The 18,376-nt window shown below is 60.7% G+C and carries 11 protein-coding genes and 2 pseudogenes; 6 read left to right on the top strand and 7 right to left on the bottom strand.

All coding sequences use genetic code 11. The annotated features are described in order from the left end of the window. Positions 1-418: 418 nt before the first annotated feature. Entirely contained in the window at positions 419-697 is a 279-nt protein-coding gene (locus tag OG921_RS04725; RefSeq protein ID WP_266111220.1) for a hypothetical protein, read from the bottom strand. A 144-nt stretch (positions 698-841) separates the two neighbouring features. Here OG921_RS04725 and OG921_RS04720 point away from each other — a divergent pair. Then, a pseudogene (locus OG921_RS04720) lies at positions 842-997 on the top strand (ATP-binding protein); the annotation flags it as partial. Between the two features lie 232 nt (positions 998-1,229). Here the strand turns inward: OG921_RS04720 and OG921_RS04715 are convergent. The 3 genes from OG921_RS04715 to OG921_RS04705 form a co-directional block, all read right to left on the bottom strand. Continuing rightward, the gene (locus OG921_RS04715) at positions 1,230-2,078 is read right to left on the bottom strand and encodes a hypothetical protein (RefSeq protein ID WP_266111219.1); all 849 of its coding nucleotides are present in this window, start codon (positions 2,076-2,078) and stop codon (positions 1,230-1,232) included. Further along, entirely contained in the window at positions 2,078-3,634 is a 1,557-nt protein-coding gene (locus OG921_RS04710; RefSeq protein WP_266111218.1) for an AAA family ATPase, read from the bottom strand. Before OG921_RS04710 ends, OG921_RS04715 begins: the two co-directional genes overlap by 1 nt. Before the next feature lie 1,088 nt (positions 3,635-4,722). Then, entirely contained in the window at positions 4,723-5,025 is a 303-nt protein-coding gene (locus tag OG921_RS04705; protein WP_266111217.1) for a hypothetical protein, read from the bottom strand. Positions 5,026-5,226: 201 nt separating this feature from the next. On the opposite strand from OG921_RS04705, the gene OG921_RS04700 reads away from it, so the two are divergent. Genes OG921_RS04700 through OG921_RS04690 form a run of 3 tightly spaced genes read left to right on the top strand, consistent with a single transcriptional unit; the run spans position 5,227 to position 11,614 of the window. Further along, on the top strand, positions 5,227-7,203 hold the full coding sequence (locus tag OG921_RS04700; RefSeq protein ID WP_266111216.1) for a class I SAM-dependent DNA methyltransferase: 1,977 nt from the start codon (positions 5,227-5,229) through the stop codon (positions 7,201-7,203). Then, a complete protein-coding gene (locus OG921_RS04695; protein WP_323182686.1) occupies positions 7,200-8,507 on the top strand; it encodes a restriction endonuclease subunit S in 1,308 nt (435 codons plus the stop codon). Before OG921_RS04700 ends, OG921_RS04695 begins: the two co-directional genes overlap by 4 nt. A 2-nt stretch (positions 8,508-8,509) precedes the next feature. Beyond that, positions 8,510-11,614, top strand: coding sequence for a type I restriction endonuclease subunit R (locus OG921_RS04690; RefSeq protein WP_266111214.1), 3,105 nt, complete (start codon positions 8,510-8,512; stop codon positions 11,612-11,614). 627 nt (positions 11,615-12,241) lie between these two features. Here OG921_RS04690 and OG921_RS04685 read toward each other — a convergent pair. After that, the gene (locus OG921_RS04685) at positions 12,242-13,048 is read right to left on the bottom strand and encodes a hypothetical protein (RefSeq protein WP_266111213.1); all 807 of its coding nucleotides are present in this window, start codon (positions 13,046-13,048) and stop codon (positions 12,242-12,244) included. Positions 13,049-13,065: 17 nt separating this feature from the next. On the opposite strand from OG921_RS04685, the pseudogene OG921_RS26670 reads away from it, so the two are divergent. After that, a pseudogene (locus OG921_RS26670) lies at positions 13,066-13,140 on the top strand (HNH endonuclease); the annotation flags it as partial. 398 nt (positions 13,141-13,538) lie between these two features. On the opposite strand, the gene OG921_RS04680 reads toward OG921_RS26670, so the two are convergent. Both OG921_RS04680 and OG921_RS04675 read right to left on the bottom strand, forming a co-directional pair. After that, positions 13,539-15,899 carry a tetratricopeptide repeat protein gene (locus tag OG921_RS04680; RefSeq protein WP_266111212.1) on the bottom strand — a complete coding sequence of 787 codons (2,361 nt, stop codon included), beginning with the start codon at positions 15,897-15,899 and terminating at the stop codon, positions 13,539-13,541. After that, positions 15,865-16,230 carry a hypothetical protein gene (locus OG921_RS04675; RefSeq protein ID WP_266111211.1) on the bottom strand — a complete coding sequence of 122 codons (366 nt, stop codon included), beginning with the start codon at positions 16,228-16,230 and terminating at the stop codon, positions 15,865-15,867. Before OG921_RS04675 ends, OG921_RS04680 begins: the two co-directional genes overlap by 35 nt. Positions 16,231-17,547: 1,317 nt before the next feature. Here OG921_RS04675 and OG921_RS04670 point away from each other — a divergent pair. Beyond that, positions 17,548-18,363, top strand: coding sequence for a hypothetical protein (locus OG921_RS04670; RefSeq protein WP_266111210.1), 816 nt, complete (start codon positions 17,548-17,550; stop codon positions 18,361-18,363). The last annotated feature ends 13 nt before the right edge of the window (positions 18,364-18,376 follow it).

Here is an 18,376-nt window from a genome sequence, read left to right as displayed (position 1 = left end):
GTCTGCCAAATCATCGGCAGGTCATGGATTCCCGCGTCATGAACGCACCGATCGCGCAGGCGCGGCATGTAGGGGTATTGCGAGTACAGCCCCCACAACGAACCCAACGAGACGTGGCCGTCCTTCCAGATCTGCGGGATCTTGCCGATCGCGAGACGGATCGTCGCCGCGTCTTGCCGCGTCGTCAGGTCACCGTCGTTGCCCAGGCGTCGCGAAACGCGCTCTGCGAGAGTGTCGGACTGGCCCTCGACTTTGGTCTCCTTGATCAGGAAAGGCGCGCCCGGGTCGGGCTGCGCGGGAACCAACGCCCACGTGAAGCTCTGCAGTAAACGGGCGGTGACCGTCCAGTCGGCCTGAGCCGCCCGTTGCGACGCCTGGTTCTTCTGGTTCTGGATCAGATCGAGGTCCGTCTCGTTGGCTAGACATGCGTCCAGCCGAGATAGTCACGTGTCGAATTGTCGAGCTCCTCGACGAGCCGGGCCTCGTCGGCGGCGAGGTAGACGAGTGCGTTGCGATGCGTCCGGTTCGAGCTGCCGAGCACGCCGGTCTCGTTCTCGATGGTCACCGCGCTGAAACCCCGCACCACCCGCGAGGTCACGAACGCCTCCACGCAGTCGAGCTGGAACAACACCGGATCGGTCGGCGCCGCATCCGTCTCTACCGTCCTGCCCTGCACCACACGCAATGCGCGAATCACGCCGCACACGTTAGAACTACCTTGCCCATAAAGGTGGCGCCGACACGAGCACGATCACACCTCGAAAACAACGAACCTACGAGACCCCCAAACGTGCTGCTAGCAGTACGTTTCCCGCGAGCCGAACCTGTGGCAGTTGCAGTTGAACTGCTCGCCATGATGGCCGACCCGCTGCTCGCGCAATCAGCGATCGACCGGCTGCAATCGGCGGCGTTCGACCTGATCATCGAAGGACCCTCCTACCGGCAACGGCAGAAGCCCATTATCGCCACCACGACGAACAGCACAACCGGGAATTGACGAACCCCCGCACCACGGGCCACCATCAGCACACGGCCCCGCGACCGGGCAAGCCCGTTCCCACGCCTATGGTAAAATAGTGGCCCCTTCACCCTGGCAAGCGACACACTGGGGCGTCCCCGCGCGGCCATCCGCGAAACGCAAACTCAGGCAGACAAATCCGAAAATAGATCGCCAACACAGCCGACGGGCGAAAGACGAGGTTAGGCACAGGGATTGTGAGAGCGTTATATCACGGCGAGTATGCCCCTCCACTGCAAAACCAGTCGCTGTTGGCCAGCGTAGAATATGTCACTCCTTCATAACCATTGCGCATGTCTGATCTGTGACTCAGTGCCATCTCGCTCAGGTCGTTTCGAACACCGATGGGCCCAACCGACTCGACGAGTCGCGTCACCTTGCCGCGTAACCCACTGATGACCCGGTTCGCCTGGACAGAGTACCGACGTGATAATTTGTAGACTTCAAAACTTCGTTTGACGCGTGCAACGGTCACATGGTCCCACGATTCGGGAGGCTCAACAGAGAACCTCAGAAATGCTGGCGAGTCTTCGATTAGTTCAGCGTGAAGCCACTCGTCATCGTCGACTGTGTCGTAGTAGGGGTGAAAGGTTTGGTCGACTGCCGACTGGGGTACCGTATCCCGCTTCTCTTTATTGCAATCTGAGCACACCGGAAACAAATTCCCGACAGTAATGCACAGCGCGGGATACTTTTGTTTCGGAAGATGATGCTCAAGGGTTTTCACGACTCCAAATCCGCATACAGGGCACCGGTCGAGCTTTGAAATCGACATTAACTTGTCGTAGTATTCGCGGCCGGCCCTTCTGCCGACAAGCCCGCATGTATAGAGATTGTTAACAATATAGGTGGGATCGTTGAACGGATCTGCGGCGAAGTCGTTGGTGTCTAGCTTATGAAGCTCATGAACTGCAATGGCGGCCTCGAACTTTTCTTCCGCAGAAGAAATTCTCGGCGCATACTCCTGCATGTCTCGCTTGATTCCAGCGTCGACGAGGCCAGCGATGCATGCTTTAAAAACATCATTCGTTTTGAGAGGCGGGCGCTTGAGGATCAGCATCAGGGAATTTCGCCCGTCAGATCCTTTTCGGTCATCAAGATACGAGCTAGACCTCTGGCTTCGCTTCCTAGCTGGTGTTCGAAGCGCTCGAGCACATCCTGATATGTTGCAGCATCGCTAACGGCTTCACGAATGTCGCGATGGAATCCAGAGCCCTCGATTTCAAGGCCGAAAACGTCGTGTGTCAGGATGCCTACATTTTCACCGAATGTTTCAGTTTGTGGCCTCTCGGCGTTGGATATGTCTCCATGCCGCCGGAGAACCCAAACGCACCGACTCGGAACTTCTTGTAGTACCACCGGGGAATGCGTAGCTATGAAGGCTACACCGTTGCGCTCGGTCAACAAGTCGGACAATGCGCGAAGCAACGCGGCTAGCAATGGCGGATGCAAGTGCGATTCCGGTTCGTCCAACAACACAAGTGTTCGCTCGGATACCTTTTCGACAACTCGGGTGATCGTAAGCAACACGATCTTGTGGCCCGAACTGAGTGTATTGAATGTTTCTTGAGCTGGGTTCTCGGTGGGTGGTTTCGTCGAATGTCCTGGCGATTTTGGCGCCGTAAAGTTAGCGAGCTGTCCGATGTCGTATGATTCGAACAGAGGGTCGTTTTCGAGAGTTTCAATCGCGCTTAACCAACGGTCCTTCTTGGTAGTTGATGCCAGGACAATCCTGAGGCTAGATACAAATTGGGAATCCAGAGAGTATCCAGGCTTTCGACTGTCCTGCGATTCTTCGTCCTTGCGCCCAATGCGCGATGTCAAGCCGACATGCGAGAATTCGATCTTCGAGGCTGCATCATCGTTTTTTTCGAACTCATGAAACGGGTCAAAAGCGCTGAAAGCTATCATAACCATGTTGACAAATGGGATCCCGGTACCGTCGAGACTTTTCACACTGCCGGTTGATCTATCGGCACCGTCTGTCACGAGTGATCTCACGAGGTTGCGAAGTAATGTCGTCTTTCCGACGCCATTTCGGCCTATTAGGACATGTAGATTCGTGGGCGGATGGGAGTCCGGAATGACCGTAAAGTCAAGGATGGGGTGACGTCCAAAATGATCCTGCTGAGGCAGGTGATATTGGAATTGGTAGGAGACCAGGTGACTCCCTCCGCGCGCAATCCTCCGAAACTGGCCGGTGACCATGCGCGCGTTTATCGAACGGAATAGCGACGTTTCAGTGACGGGTTCTGACTCAGCAACAGAAAAGGAATCGTGATCGATCGCGATGTCGCGGAGTGATGTGAGAATATCTTCCCGAATTAAGGGACCCAGTTCTTGAATTCTTCGGTAGTACGAATCGTCTTGCCCAACGGAAAAGTAATTGTTGCCGAGGGGTCCGTGCCGCCCAGGCTCTAACGGCCTAGTTAGCGTTACAATTCCGACGTAGCCTATCTTCACGCCACCTAGGTCGACGATATGTTGGCCTGAATCATAGTACAAATCATAGAGTGTCGTAAATCCGAAGTCATTCCAATTGTCTGGCCGTAGCACTATACGCTTCGTCCCCGTGGAACTAGGATAACGACGGTCAGCAAGGACGGTGATTTGCATTGCGCCTCCATATCCTGGTCATGACGCTGTTGAGCCGATCGCGCCAAGTGTACTGAACCAGCCCGACACGTCGCAGGACAGCTGAGGGTTGATGTTGCGATTTGCTTTCCACGACGCCCAAAAATTTCGCGCGCTTGGCCGCACTCTGAGCACGGATGAGTGCCTCCGCTGTGGAGGTCCGAGGGACGCCGTAGAGCGCGATGCCGTCGACCATGACTACCTTCTCGACATCCTCGAACTCGAGGTCTTCGACCTCGCGAAGGTTGGGCGAGTAGAAGCTCTTCCCCAATTGCTCACAGGGCTGGCCCCAGCGACTTGAGCCATGATGTTTGTTGTGCGGCGAACTGCTCCACCAACTTGGTGACGGAGTCACTGATCCCGAAGCCGATGGTTTTCGTAGGTAGGCCCAGCCGATGGCTTCGATGCAGCCGTGACTGCGGACCACGGTGATCGTCCGGTCCGCTGGTGCGGACCCCCTGGTTCGTGGTTGGTGAGGACCGCTGATGCGGTGGTCGTCGTCCGCCTCGCCACGAAGCCGGCCGCGACGATGCCGGCGAGGAGGAAGCGCGAGGCGAGTGAAGGCGTGGACTGCGCGAGTGCGGTGTCTAGGGCCAGGAGCGCGACGAGCAACACGGGTACTGCGATGATCGCGCGTGTTCGGCGCGGGGTGACTAAGCTGCGGCGCCGTATGGCGTGGGCGGCTCAGGTGCTGCATCGCAGGGCACGTAGCCGCGTGCCGGTGCGGGTGGTGCGATTGGCGGCCGCCCATTTGCGGGCGTTTCGCCAGGTCGTCGCGGGTGATGGTGCCGGTGTTATGCGGGGACACTGATCCGTGCCCGATGCACAAATCACGTTTGGCCCTGATCATCCCGCCTGCTTTCGCGAGAGCGCCCCAAGTAGCATTTCGTGATCCGGGTGATCGCCACGGCGAGACCAAGTGTGAAGAGGGCGGAAGCAAGGATTGTCGTTCCGAGCCGCCCAGCGGTCCCCGGCAACTCGTTGCCCTGCGGACATGTGGTGACTGTCATTGCCGGCGATTATCGCGGTTCCGTTCCAGACGCTCCAGAAACCGTTGTCTGGCAAGCTCGTCAATCTCGCCCTCGGTCATCAATGTCACGTTGGCGCGTGCATTGATCAACGCGGCAGGTACGCACCATTTCGCGGTACGGCGTGTTCTCCTCGACCAACCCGAACTCACCGAGGTCGGCGTCGTCCGGGAGTTCGACCCTGAGAACCTGGTCACCTGTTGCGCCTTCGTTAATGTTCATCAGCGAATCGCCGAGAAATACGCCCGTCAGTTCGAGGGTGGCCACCATGTACGACCCGGTGGTGCCTTTGAAGCCGTGGCGGAGGATCGCCTCGGCTGCATCGGTGGTGTGGTAGCAGATCATGTTCCGTCGTCCCATCCTCGCGTATTGCCGTCGGCGTAGGTCAATAGTCGAGCCTGCCACGGCGGTCGGCAATGATGTCTTGTCTGCGGAGCTGCTCGTCATCGCGCATCGGCTCTGCGATCCGGGCGTCTTAGCGTGCTCCGAAGGACGTCCGGGGTAACTTCCACCTATACCAACAAGAACAAGGAGACCACCGGCACCATGGCGCAGACCAATGCCAACCTGATCTGGAAGATCGCCGACCTGCTGCGCGGGCCGTACCAGCCGAATCAGTACGGCGACGTTATTCTGCCGTTCACGATCCTGCGCCGGCTTGACTGCATCCTGGAACCTACCAAGGATGAGGTGCTTACCGAGTACAAGAGGCTCTCCGCGACCAAGGTCGACCCCGACGTGCTGCTGAAGGCCAAGTTCAAGCTGCCGTTCTACAACACCTCCCGCTGGAGTTTCGCCTCCCTGATCGGCGACCCGGAGGGCGTGGGCGACAACCTGATCGACTACATCGAGCACTTCTCCCCGAACGTGCGCGACGTGTTCGACGGATTCGGGATGCTCGACGAGATCGCCAACCTGGCCAAGTCCGACCGGCTGTACCTGATCGTCAAAGAGTTCGCCGCCATCGACCTGCACCCCAACGTCGTCACCCAGCACGACATGGGCTACATCTTCGAAGAGCTGATCCGCAAGTTCGCCGAGTCCAACAACGCACAGGCCGGTGATCACTTCACCCCACGCGAAGTCATCGCCCTGATGGTGGACATCCTGTTCCACACCCAAGACGAGGTGCTGACCAAGCCCGGCACCGTGCGCACCATCTATGACCCCGCCGCCGGAACCGGCGGGATGCTTTCCACCGCCTACGACCATCTGGTCGACATGAACCCCAAGGCCCGCCCGGTGCTCTATGGCCAGGACGTCAACCCCCGGTCCTACGCGATGTGCAAGTCGGACATGATCGTCAAGGGCCAGGACGTCGACAACATCTACCTCGGCGACACCCTCACCGATGACGGTTTCCGCAACAAGCGTTTCGACTTCCTGCTGTCCAATCCGCCGTTCGGCGTCGCCTGGAACACCCAACAGAAGACAGTGAACGACGAACATGAGCAGCGCGGCTTCGCGGGACGCTTCGGTCCCGGCCTTCCACGGGTCTCGGACGGGTCGCTGCTGTTCCTGCTGCACTTGATCTCCAAGATGCAGCCCGTCAAGAACGGCGAGGGCGGCAGCCGCCTGGCCATCGTTCTCAATGGCTCACCGCTTTTCACCGGCGGCGCGGGGTCGGGTGAGTCCAACATTCGGCAGTGGATCATCGAGAACGACCTGCTCGACTCGATAATCGCGCTGCCGACCGACATGTTCTACAACACCGGGATCTCGACCTACGTCTGGGTTCTGGACAACAACAAGCCCGCAAAGCGAAAGGGCAAGGTCCAGCTCATCAACGGCGTCAACATGTTCGGCAAGATGCGCAAGTCCCTCGGATCCAAGCGCAAAGAACTACGCCCCGATGACATCGAGCGGATCTGCCGCCGCTACGACGGCTTCCGCAATGAACACGACACCGACGAGCACCCTGCCGTCTCGAAGGTGTTCAAGGGTGAGGAGTTCGGTTACTCCACCATCACCGTCGAGCGTCCATTGCAACTGCGATTCACCCCCACCGAGGACAAGATCGACGAAGTCCTGGCCCAGAAAAGCATCGAGCGGCTCAAGCCAAGTGAGCAGGCCGCGATCCGCCAGGCGCTGACCGGGCTGATCGGGTGGGAGTGGAAGGCTCGCAACGACTTCATTACCGAACTCAAGGACGCACTGCGAAACGCAGGGTTGCCGAAACCTCCTGCCCCCCTGGTGAAGACGATCTGGTCAACAATTGGCGAGCACGACGACGAAGCCATCATCGTCACGAACTCGAAGGGCGACGCTGAACCCGACCCATCCCTGCGCGACACCGAAAATATCCCGCTCACCGAGGACATTGATGAGTATTTCGCCCGGGAGGTACTACCGCACGTTCCCGATGCCTGGATCGACCATGAAAAGACCAAAATCGGTTACGAGATTCCGTTCACCCGCCACTTCTACCGCTATGTGCCACCGAGGCCACTTGAAGAGATCCAGAAGGATCTCCGGGTTCTCGTGGCTGAGATCCAAGCCATGCTTTCCGAGGTAGGCGCATGAGTTGGCCTGCGTACCGGGACTGCACGCCCTCGGCGGTGCAGTGGCTCCGTGACGTTCCCACGCACTGGGAGGTCCGCAATCCAAAGACTCTGTTTACGCTCCATCGGGAGCCTGCACGTGAGGGCGACCGGCAGCTCACTGCGTCACAAAGTGATGGCGTGGTGTACCAGGACGAGTACATGGCGTCGCGTGGGACGAGAGTCGTTCAGGTTATTGAGGGGCAGGCTGGACTCAAACATGTGTCTGCCGGCGATTTCGTCATTAGTCTCCGAAGTTTCCAAGGCGGCATCGAATGGAGTGCTGCACCGGGAAAGATCAGCCCTGCTTACACCGTGTTGACCCCGCGACGACGAGTAGTGGAACGCTATTTCGTCTACCTGCTCAAGTCTGATGGATTCATCCAAGAATTGCGAAGCACTTCCAATCAGCTCCGTGATGGCCAGTCCCTCGGAGTCGAGCACTTCGCACAAGTGCCGGTTCCACTCCCGCCTCCTACAGAGCAGGAAGAGATTTCGCGATTTCTCGACCGCGAGACCGCCAAGATCGATGCACTGATCGCCAAGCAGGCGCAGCTCATCGCCACTGTGCGCGAGGACCGCACGGCCACCATCACCCGCGCCGTCACAACGGGCCTCGACAGCCGAGTGTTGATGAAGGCGTCCGAGCTTGAGTGGATCGGGGAGATCCCTGCTCACTGGACGGCGACACGCCTAGGACGTTTGTGCCGGTCGATTTCTGATGGTCCACATTTCTCGCCGTCCTACGTCGATGATGGGGTGATGTTCCTATCTGCGCGAAACGTCAAGGTGGACGGTTGGTTTCTCGAAGACGCGAAGTATATTTCCGAAGACGACTACAAGGAGTTCTCCCGGCGGGTGGTTCCTGAGGTCGGAGATGTCCTGTACACCAAAGGTGGGACGACGGGGGTCGCACGAGCTGTTGACCTCACTCAACGATTCCAAGTATGGGTTCACGTTGCGGTGCTGAAGCTCCGCCAGGGTCTAGTCACACCCGACTACCTGGCCTATGCCCTTAACAGCAGTGCCTGCTACGAGCAGTCCCAGCTCTACACACGTGGCGCTACCAATCAAGATTTGGGCCTTACGCGGATGGTGCGAATCGTCCTCGCACTTCCGCCACTCGATGAGCAGAGCGAGATCGTGAAGTTCCTTGATGAGCGATGCGGCAACATCGACGCGCTCATCGCCAAGGCCACCGAGGTGATCGAGACCCTGCGGGAGTATCGGTCTGCATTGATCACCGATGCGGTGACGGGCAAGATTGATGTGCGAGCGGCGGCCTAGCGGTGGCGCAGCAGCATCATGAGTCTTCGTTCGAGGCTGGAATCTGCGAGCACCTAGCCGCGCAAGGTTGGTTGTATTCGCTCACCGATGCCGGATACGACCGGGAGTTGGCACTGTTCCCGGAGGATGTGTTCGGCTGGCTATCCGAGACCCAGCCGGAACAGTTGGCGAAGCGGGTCAAGCCGGACCTGACTGGCGACGCATTGGCGAAGGCCCAACGCGGTGTGCTGAACACCTTGGTGAAGTCGCTGGGGGCTGATCCCAAAGCCAATGGCGGCACCCTGTCGGTGCTGCGGCGGGGTTTCAAGGACCTCAATGCGCAGTTCCAGATGTGCCAGTTTCGGCCCAACACATCGCTGAACGAGACGACCGCCAAGAAGTACGGTGCAGTTCGGCTCCGTGTCATGCGGCAGGTGCATTACTCGACGCAGAACGCCAACAGCATCGACCTGGTGTTCTTCGTCAACGGCATCCCGGTGGCGACCGCGGAGTTGAAGACCGACTTCACCCAGAACATCACCGACGCCGTCTTGCAGTACAAACTCGACCGGCTCCCGAAGGGGGAGCCGCTGCTGGGGTTCGGATCTCGGGCGCTTGTGCATTTCGCGGTGTCCAACAGCGAGGTGCAGATGACCACCAAGCTGGCGGGCAAGGACACGTTCTTCCTGCCGTTCAACCGGGGCAACAACCATCACGCCGGGAACCCGCCGAACCCGGACGGCTCACCCACGGCGTACCTGTGGAGGGAGATCCTGGCGCGTGACACATGGCTGGACATCCTCGGGCGGTTCATGCACTTACAGGTCGACGACACCGTCGACCTGGTCAGCAACAAGAAGATCCGCAAGCAGACGATGCTGTTCCCGCGCTATCACCAATGGGACGCGGTCACCCAACTCGTCGAAGCCGCCCGCGAGCAGGGACCGGGGCAGCGGTACCTGATCCAGCACTCGGCGGGCAGCGGGAAGACGAATAGCATTTCGTGGCTGACGCACCGGCTTTCGGTGCTGCACGACAAGGCGAACCAGGCGGTGTTCGATTCGGTCGTCGTGATCACCGACCGCAACGTGCTCGATGCCCAGTTGCAGGAGGCGATCCGTCAGATCGACCGCACCCCCGGCGTGGTCGCCCACATTGCCGGTCTGGGCGGGGCCAAGTCGCAGGAGCTGGCCGATGCGCTCACCAGCGGGACGAAGATCATCATCGTCACCATCCAGACCTTCCCCTATGCGCTCGAGCTGATTCGCACGCAAACAGACCTGAAGGGCAAAACCTTCGCGATCATCGCGGACGAGGCCCATTCCTCTCAGGCTGGGGAAGCATCGAAGCGGCTGAAAGCTGCCCTGACGGCCACGGAGCTGAGCGATCTCGACGACGGCGGCACTGTGGATGCCGAAGACGTGCTGGCGGCCGAGATGGCCGCGCGGGCCGAGTCGAAGAATCTGTCGTTCTTCGCGTTCACCGCCACTCCGAAGGCGAAGACGCTGGAGCTGTTCGGGCACAAGGGCGTCGACGGGACACCGCGCCCGTTTCACCTGTACTCGATGCAGCAGGCCATCGAGGAGGGTTTCATCCTCGATGTGCTGAAGAACTACACCCCTTACAAGACCGCGTTCCGGCTCACCCACAACGGGCAGACTTTCGAAACCGAGGAGACCGCCGCTACGGGCACAGTGCAGGTGTCCGGCGTCACCAGTACCGACTTGGTGGACAAGAGCGCGGCGATCAAGTCGGTAATGAACTGGGTGAAGCTGCATCCGACCAACATTGCGCAGAAGGTGCAGATCATCATCGAGCACTTCCGCGACAACGTCGGCTGGCGGCTGGACGGCAGGGCCAAGGCGATGGTGGTGACGTCGTCGCGCAAGGCGGCTGTGCGCTACAAACTGGCGTTCGACAAGTACGTCAACGAGCAGGGGTACACCGACGTCGCGGCGCTGGTGGCGTTCTCCGGTGAGGTCACCGACGAGGAGTTCGCGCTGGAGAAGGTGACCGAGACGTCGATGAATCTCGGTTTGAAGGGCCGCGACCTGCGTGATGCTTTCGCGACCGACGAGTACCAGGTGATGCTGGTGGCCAACAAGTTCCAGACCGGGTTCGATCAGCCGCTGCTGGTGGCGATGTATGTCGACAAGCCTCTGTCCGGGGTGGCGGCGGTGCAGACCTTGTCGCGACTCAACCGCGTCGCGCCGGGCAAGGACCAGACCTTCGTGCTCGATTTCACCAACACCGCCGAGGAGATCGTGGAGGCGTTCGAGCCGTACTACGAGGCCACCACGCTGGCCGATGTGACCGACCCGAACATCGTCCACCAGAGCATGAACAAGCTCGATGCCGCCGGGATCTATCAGGAGTCCGAGGTCGAGGGCCTGGTCGCCGACTACCTCGCCAACAAGGGCAATAACGCCCTGACGAAATGGGTCACGCCGGCCAGGGACCGCTTCCGCGACCGGGAACGCACCGCGCTGGATACCAACGATGCGGCAGCACTGGACGAACTCGTGATGTTCCGGAAGGACGTCGGCACGTTCCTGCGCCAGTACGACTTCCTATCCCAGATCGTCAATTACGAGGACATTTCGCTGGAGATGCTGTCGATCTATCTGCGCCACCTGGCCCCGGTAATCACCGCCGAGCAGCTCCACCACGAGATCGACTTGTCGACCGTGGACTTCGAGTATCTGGCTCAACGCGAGCAAGGCACCACCTCGGGCAAGCTCGCCGGTGGCATACCGCTGGAACCGGCCAAGGAAGCCGGCACCGGCACCGTCAAAGACCCCGAAATGGTGGCTCTCGAGGCGGTCATCGCCCAGATCAACGACCTGTTCTCCGGAGATCACCCCGACTCCAGCGTGCGCAACGTCGTAACCCAAATCAAAGACCGGCTCGAAGAAAGCGACACCCTGCAAGAGCAGGCCCAGAACAACACCCTCGCCCAGTTCTCGGCCAGCCCCGACCTGCAGAGGGAGTTCGTCGGCGCGGTTATTGGGGCGATGGCATCGTCCGAGGACTTGTCCACGCAGATCCTCAACAAGCCGGAGCTGTCGTCGAAGCTGCTCGGGGAACTGATTCCGATCATCTACCAGGGACTCAAACCGTCGGCCTAGGGACAGTCCCTCATTGAGCGATGACCTCGAGCCTGATCCGCACCGATACCGGATGGATCGAGCCGGTCCCGGAGTGCTGCGGGAACGGGCACCGGACGCACTTCTGCCGCGCGTGTGGCGAGGCTGTCTGGAAGCCGCAGATCGGTGACCCGTGCCGGTTGGCGAGCCTCGAAGTCGCTGAGGTATGGAAGCGGCCTGCCCTCGTGGGGGACGAGGCAGGCCGTGAATCTGCAGTGCTGGGGTTCGAGGATCGCCTTCCCCGACCGGGTTGGCGAGTCCCGATAAGTCATTGTGAGGTTTTACCTGGTAGGCCCGACTGCGGCCGGGCGTGACGAAGACGGGGGTTGAGGCTCACAACTCACGGGTAGAACGGCTAGCTGTCGGCGGTGCGCCGCGTTCAGCTAGCTCAAGCACCTTGCGGCGGAACTTCTTCGGGATAACGCTTCGGCACGGACACGGCTCCTTCGACGGGCGTCGTGACCAAGAGCAAACCGATCTTGCACAACCCGGGGCGCATCACCTCCTCTCGTATGAGGGGGCGAATCCACCGATCGGCAGCACTCGATGCACACTGACGCAGTGCAGAGAACGAATGGTTGTCGAAGGTGTGGCGCTCCGACGAGACTTCTACGTTCGTATTGCCCCGGATGCCATGAGTTCGCGCATACGGCCCTCGACCGCTATACGGAGCGTGCGAAGCAGATCCTGGGGACAGTTGGCCCGCTGAGTGATGAATGGGCCGATCTCAATCAATGGCTCGCGACCTGTGGGGTGCCCGCGGAGGATGCAGCGAAGCGCATCAAACGGTTCGCGTTGGATGGCCTCCGCCGCTACGTTGCGTTCGCGGAAGCCGACGGCGTGGTTACAGATGACGAGGTAGCGACATTTCGGGAAGCCATAGCGGAACTCAGATGCGAGCCGGACGACGTTCGGCCGCTGTTCGAGCAATTGGTGAGACGGAACTACCTCGACAACATCCGGTTCGGGACAATCCCGACCGTGACATCGCCCCTGCACCTCTCGATCGACGAGCTTTGTCACTTTGCGGAAGGTGCGACTCGTTGGCGACGCCTTAGTTCCGGCCCAGTTCAGTCGCCGGGGCAGCTCGTCGTCACGAATCGGAAGATTCGGTTCGTTGCGCACAAAAACGGTGGAGAAGTACCGCTCTCCAAGGTTCATCGGGTAACGCGCGTCGGTTTGTCTGAGGTCAGCTTCGAAGCCACCACGCAATCTCTTGCGGGATCGTTTCAGATACGCGACCCCGAATTGCTTGCGGTCATCGTGGATACGGCGGTGCGGATCGACCGGCGAATGCTGCTGGGCGGCCCCCAAGCATCCCGTTCTATTCCCCAGCACGTCAAATCTGCTGTATGGCAACGAGATAGCGGCCGATGCCGACAATGCAACGACAACAACTACCTTGAGTTCGACCACATCATCCCGTTCGCGCAGGGTGGCGCGACAACCGAGGGAACCTCCAACTCCTCTGCCGACGATGCAATCAGCAAAAGGGCAATCGCATCTAGCCTCGATCTTTCTTGGGGGACGTGCTGGCCTGATCGGGTTCGGAGTGGTATTCGTGGGCTGGTTTGGTTTCCGGCGAATGTTGATGCGCTCGACTCGAGGCGGTGCACGGCGGCGACGACGAGAACCGGATCTGGTGTGCGATCGTGCAACTCGCCGGGGACGTATGCGCAACCGTGTTTGGCGAGCTTCGGCGATGGGATGAGATCGCGCGTCCGTATGTCATCACACCGGTTCTGGGGAGTTGAAGGGGACGCGAAGCGTGAGGAAATTGTTGGCGAGGGCCGTGGCGCTGTCCCTGCTCAGCCCGGTCGAGTACGAGAAGTCGCTGGATGCGGCCCTATTGGCCGCGTAAACCACTGTCCACTTTCGGGGGGCTTCAGTCTCCCGGAAACGAAACTCAAGGCTCCAGCGCACGCCACCGGTCGAGCTCTGTGCGAGTCTTCTCGATACCCAGGGTGTCGCCGGGGAACATCTTCTCACGGTCGGCGAGCACATTCGCGAGATCGGCGACGGCGCCGGTTACGTCACCGCGCGTGCCCCGGAGCGAACCCAATATCTCGCGAGCGTTGAGCGTTTCGTGGTGCGTAGCACCGTGTACGTCGGTGTAGATGCCGGCGAGCTGGGTCGCCTCGTCGAGGACATCGTCACCATGCTCGCCGAGTTGGATACGAAACTGCAGGTAGCTCGACCAACTCGCCAGCGTGTTGCGGTGAGACAGGCCAAACATGTCGATGCGCTCGGCCAGTACGGCCTCCAGAGCGGCGATGGCACCCTTGATGTCGCCGGCGCGCCCGCGCATGTATGCCAGATTGCTGCGGTATCCGGACACGTCACGGTGGTGTGGGCCCAACGCTTTCTCGGCGTCGTCGAGGACCGCTTGGAGCACCGTGACGGACTCCGCCGGTTTGCCCGCTTCTCCGATCCAGTAGCCGAGGTTGTGTCGAATGTCGAACATCATCCGGTCGTCGGCCGCCAGCACGGTCTTCGCATCGGCCAGCACGGGTTTGAGGAAGTCGACCGCCTGAGCGGCGTTCCCGCCCTTGCCTATCCAGTAACCTGCCTCGTTCCCAGCGCTCAGCGTGCTGCGGTCCAGCGGACCGAAGACGCGCGCCATGTCGTCGGCGACCGCGAGCAGGCCTGCCACGGCGGCCGCGGGATCACCGGCCTGGCCGCGCTGGTAGGCCAAACTCGAGCGGGCCTCAAGCACCACCGGGTCGCGGGGGCCGAGAAGGCTTTCCGCATCTACGACAACACTTTTCAGCGTCTCCACCGCCTCTTTGCCGCTACCGGCGTCACCCTGCCAGCCGGCGAGGTCTCTACGCCAGCGGAACGTACAGCGATGCCTCCGGCCGAGACGGCGTTCGGACTCGGCGCACATGTCACGGGCATGGCGAATCGCGTGCTCGATCAGCGCGCCGTCGCCGAAGCTCCGGTTGGCCCGGTTCAACACCGGGTGGTTGTCCTCGCCGTTCCACAGGGCGTCGGGACAATGGTCGTAGAGGGCGAATGCGTTGGTGCGTAACAAGTCGGCTTGGCCGCGATCCTTTTCGATCTCGGGCCACGCCGTTAGGAGCGCGTCGGCTGCGGTCAGCGCGACCCTACGTTCGTCGGCTTGCAGGCTTTCGCGCACTGCCCGCTGTACCAATGCGTGGACGCGTGCCAGCGACGCAGTCTTCTCGTTGACTACGAGGTTGAACCGACCCAACACTTGCAGGGCGTCGTTGCAGTCGGTCGGCCGTAGCGTCTGTCCGGCCGCCGCCCCGATACGGCCCGAGATCCATTGCTGTGCTGGTCCGGTCGTGAACACCTGGGTGGGAATCCCGTTGGCGTCCAGTTGGCTGGCGAGTTCGAGCACGGGACGGGCGATCCCGCTGGGGCGGGACTCGTTCGCTGCGTCGATGGATACCTGCCAGGTGCTCGCGACGACACGTGCGTGACTGGACCCGGTACTGAAGTCGCTGAACAGTTCCTCGAGACGACGCGTGCGGTCAGCTAGCCGTGACCGGTACTCGTCGTACGTCAACTCGAGATCTTGCATGTAGGCCACCGCGTGGGCCATTGCCAGCGGCAGGTAACCGAGATCGGACGCCAACAGAGCCGCGCTACTCGACGGGCCCAACTTGTCTTGCAGGAATGCCTCCGCCTCGTCGGCAGTAAACACGCCCACCTCGACGTGCGAACCGAGCGAGAGCAGAGCGGTATCGCGGCGCCGCGTGGTAACGACCGTGCACCCGTTCGGCCGCTCCGGCGGCCAGCAGTCTCCGATGTCTTTCGGGTCTTGGAGATCGTCGAGCACCACGAGCCAGCGTCGCTCTGTGGTGGCGAGCCAGACGACGAATCGCCGTGCGGTGGCTGCGGCGTCAGCTCCGTCGAGCTGCAACCGATCGGCTGCTTCGCTGAAAACCGCGACAAGGCTTGCGCTACTGTCGGCGGCCACCCACACCAACAGATCCACATCGGTTTGGGCCCGTTGTGCGAAGTCTGCCGCCAGTTGCGTCTTCCCGACGCCGCCTAGTCCGGTGACGATCAGCGTCCTGCCCCAGCCGCTGATCTCGAAGTCGCTTGAGGCCGTACGCTTGTAAAAATCCTTCGGTTGTGGCCTCGCACCGATCTGTTGCGGCCAGGTGACGGGCGGGCGTTCGTTCCAGTAGTTGTTGACGACGCCTTGGCCGACGAGCGTGCCTTTGGAGTCCTTGACGATGACCCCCGCTGGGGCGAACGCATCAGTTGAAGGTTTGGGTGATGGTGGCGTGATCACCGACGACCGTGCCCTTCGAGTTCTCGACCGTTACAACGTATTTCCCGGCCTGTGAGCCGGCAGGGTCCGCGTTCTTAAGCAGTTCGGTGGCTACCACGCGGATCGTGTCATCGATATCGGCATCGGTGAGCTCACCGCCGAGGTCGACCTTCAGCTTCTCGGGATCCTTCTCGTTTACCACCGCCGGGTCTTTGCCTTTTTCCGCGAGTTTGCCGCCGATGAGCTTCTTCAGCGCGTTGTAGGCCTCGGTGATCGCTGTCCCGGCGACGTTTGTAATTCCGGTGGTCGCGCCGGCCGCCAACGCCGCGATCACTAGGGAAACCGGTTCCATCGCCGCTCCTCTCCATGGACTCGTCGCGTCAAGTATGGTCGAGCAAGCTGGCCGTGACGTGAGTATCGCACTACCTCACTCTTCGTCGCGCCACCGATATCCGTCGAGCTAGCCTCGATCTTTCGTGAGTGCGCCGTGTCGGCCTGAGCGGCATCGGATTGGGTGGCGCGACGGCAAATCCGGTATTCGGCTGTGAGCGAGCGCCCGGCACGGTCGGGTGGGTCCGGGTCCATTTTTTGAACTTGTGGACCCGAGATTTTTGACAGCATGTTCCCGCGCTCGTGATCTAACCTCTCAGCGCCCGCGCCCGCAGTGCCAGGACGACGGTGGCCATGTGGCGATCCAAAGCTGCCGTCGGGCACGGACCACCGCCATGCTGGGGTGCTCGAGGCCAGCGATCGAGCCCGCGTCGCGCACGAACTCGCGGCTGGGATGCTTCGTGTGAAGGTGGCGCGTCGGCCCGTGCGCTTCCGGCGGCGTGAGTGCCGCCGCCCGGGCCGTCGCGCTCCCAACCTAGCAGGTTCCGAACATGCGTTCGATTTGTGAGTACCGGTAACGGAAATTACGCCATAATCACTGGTCGGTAGCATTGCGCCCCTCGCAAATCCCCTCCATCTCCAACTCGTGAACCCGAGTGCGCGGGCGACCGAGAGTGGTCAGCCGCGCCTTACGGGAGGCGGGGGAGATGTGCGAAACCTGCAGTGTGGCGTTCAGGCTGCGGCGGTCCGGGAGGGCTTGTCTCGGAATGGGAAGCATGCTGTCCGAGACGGTCGCCGGGATTCGGTCGACATCCACCTGTCGCCCTTGGGGTTGACTCGACAACGGCTCGTGACCCAGTCATCGCCGCGCGCGGAGTGGCTAGAGACAGGGGCCCTGCCTCGCGACGAATCGAAACTTGGTTTGTTCGACATCTGTTGAGGACGCGCGGGTCGGGCGACGGTTACGCCCGGCCCTGGGAATCGCCTCGGCCGCACGGGACTCGATCGCCCACCACGCGCAGGAGGCCGGTGATGTTCGAGAACCGGTCGATCTGCTTTGAGCCGGCAGTGCTGCGCGAGGTCCTGTGGTGAGTCGAGAAGCTTGCTGCGGGAACGACGCCGCGTCGCCACGCACCCGGCGTGGGACAGACCCGAGCTGGTCGCGCACGCGCCATGACGTGTGGAGCTGAGACATCACGCGGGTGCACGGTCCGCCCTCACCTCACCGCACGTAGAACAGTGTTTCCTCTGTCACCCAAATCGCGGCGTAGGTCGCCTGTTACCCCTGTGCTACATACGGGAGCACAGCGTTGTCGGTGACCACCCGTAGGATCGCGATGTGAGTTTTGGACAGGTTGAGCCGATTTGCTGGTGGTGCAGTGCTGGAGCCGATTCCCGCGAGCACCGAGTCAAGGCGTCTCAGCTCCGAAAGATGTTCGAGACTTCAGACCACCTGATGCTGAGCGGCAAAGAAGGCGAGCACCCTACGCGCTTGAATGGCGTGAAGGCGAAGCCGATGCTCTTTCCGAAGATTCTCTGCGCGAAATGCAACAATGCCCGCAGCAAGCCGTTTGACGAAGCATTTGACGCTTTCGTTCAGAAAGTTTGGAACGATCCCGAGTACTTCCGCCATCGGGCAGAATTCGACATGAGCGACATCTTCCACGCGGATCCAGACGGTGAGATGAAGCTGGCACGTTACTACGTCAAAAATATCGGCTGTCGCATTGCCGAGATGGGCTTCGCCGTCCCGCAACAGATGATCGACTTCATGAACGGCGCACCTGTCATGCCGAACGGTGTGATCCTGCTCTACAAGGACTTCTCAAACTACGATCAATTTCGGCGTGCGGGGGTAGATGGGCACTACCCATTCGCGAACCGCATGTATACACCGGCGGCTCCCGAAGCGGGTCCGCTGATCGCAGTATGCGCCGAGGTTCAGAATGGTCCCGTTGGTGCCATCTTTTGGTGGGACGCTTCAACCAATCTCGGCACAACGTTCTGTCTCCAGCGCCGGACGTTTCTAAGGGATCGTCGCGAGTTGCCGTATCAAGAACTGCACGAGGATGAGTGGAAGCGCGCAATCCTTATGAAGCGCGCACAAGACCAACAGGGCATTCCTCCGTCGCCTAGCCGGAAGATGTCGGGATAGGCGGCGTAAAAGC

It is taken from the genome of Aldersonia sp. NBC_00410 (assembly GCF_026342035.1).
Classification (GTDB): Bacteria; Actinomycetota; Actinomycetes; order Mycobacteriales; family Mycobacteriaceae; genus Aldersonia.
Note: the sequence above shows the minus strand (reverse complement) of the source record. Positions and strands in the feature narration are given on the sequence as shown.

What these genes read in the sequence shown, in the direction of transcription:
- OG921_RS04675 (WP_266111211.1), bottom strand. Translation starts at nt 16,230, where the DNA reads ATGGAACCGGTTTCCCTAGTGATCGCGGCGTTGGCGGCCGGCGCGACC.
- OG921_RS04695 (WP_323182686.1), top strand. Translation starts at nt 7,200, where the DNA reads ATGAGTTGGCCTGCGTACCGGGACTGCACGCCCTCGGCGGTGCAGTGG.
- OG921_RS04710 (WP_266111218.1), bottom strand. Translation starts at nt 3,634, where the DNA reads ATGCAAATCACCGTCCTTGCTGACCGTCGTTATCCTAGTTCCACGGGG.
- OG921_RS04705 (WP_266111217.1), bottom strand. Translation starts at nt 5,025, where the DNA reads ATGATCTGCTACCACACCACCGATGCAGCCGAGGCGATCCTCCGCCAC.
- OG921_RS04715 (WP_266111219.1), bottom strand. Translation starts at nt 2,078, where the DNA reads ATGCTGATCCTCAAGCGCCCGCCTCTCAAAACGAATGATGTTTTTAAA.
- OG921_RS04700 (WP_266111216.1), top strand. Translation starts at nt 5,227, where the DNA reads ATGGCGCAGACCAATGCCAACCTGATCTGGAAGATCGCCGACCTGCTG.